This is a genomic window from Ferroplasma sp. Type II (assembly GCF_000496155.1).
Genome location: NZ_KI542729.1, coordinates 34,481 through 35,750 on the forward strand (window position 1 = coordinate 34,481; position 1,270 = coordinate 35,750).

Below are 1,270 nucleotides of genomic sequence, written 5' to 3' on the forward strand. Positions count from 1 at the left end.
ATATAATTTTCCTGTTTTTTTTAATCATTAGCACCACCTGAATGCATATGCCATATTCTTAGAATTTCCCATATTCCATGCTTTCTGCATAATTCTGCTATAGAGATGTTCGATTTTAAGGATTCCATTATTCTATTGAATTTCTCATATGCACTTCTTGTATTCCCTATTGCAATACACCTCCTATGATCTTATAATAATATTTTATTATATTTATATATTCATTTGCATAGGTGTCCAAAACATTAATAGTACACATCAGTGTAAGTTTTATTTGCTCACAAACCAATATTCAGGCAACCGCATAAAGGTGTTATTCTGTAGTTAGAATAATCGTTAAATTGAATTTCAATAGCTATGTACCACACCAACATCATTAAAAATAAATTAATATATGTAAGGAATATGGCATATAATGGATTCAGAACAATTTTTTAATATAAATAAGGGAGATGCTTTCAAGAAAATAGTCCCTGAGAAAATAAAAGGAAATATAGTGGCTGCCAGGCTTTCTGGTAAATTATATGATCTTAGCGATAGTGCACCGGAAGAAGGAAAAGTGGAACTTATCGAAATAAATTCTCCAGAAGGTGAAAAGATATTGCTCCATAGTGCAGCTCATTTACTTGCAAACGCCATTGTTGATTTATATCCTGATTCACTGCCAAATACCAGTAATGAGAGTGAAGATACATTTTATTATGATTTCAACATGAAACCCATATCAACCGAGGATTTTCCTGCAATAGAGGAAAAAATGCAGGAATTAGCTCATGATGATATATCTATTCAGAGGAAAATACTTCCAAAAGCTGAAATTCTCAAGGAATTTCGCCATAATAAATACAAACTAGACAAGATAAATGAAAACGTTCCTGATGGTAAGGAGTCCAGCATATACATTCAGGGAAACTATATAGAATTCTGTAAGGGGCCTCATGTACCTTCAACTGGATACATTAAGGCTTTTAAACTGCTATCCATATCAAGTACCAACTATGAGGGTGATATAAACAAAGATAAGATGATACGTATCTATGGAACTGCATTTCCTGACAGGAAACAATTAAAGGCATTCATGCTGCGCCGTGAGGAAGCCATGAAAAGGGACCATAGAAAAATTGGGCAGGAAATGGATTTATTTACCTTTGACAATGAAAGGGCACCAGGCATGCCTTTTTATACTCCTAATGGAGCCATAATAAGGAATGAATTAATAAATTATATGAAAGAATTGAATGCCAGAAGTGGATGGGAAGAAGTATGGACG

Annotated in this window: 1 pseudogene; it reads left to right on the top strand. The window is 33.5% G+C overall.

Annotation, left to right across the window (positions count from 1 at the left end):
- Window positions 1–415: 415 nt before the first annotated feature.
- A pseudogene (locus tag AMDU4_RS07845) lies at window positions 416–1,270 on the top strand (threonine--tRNA ligase); the annotation flags it as partial.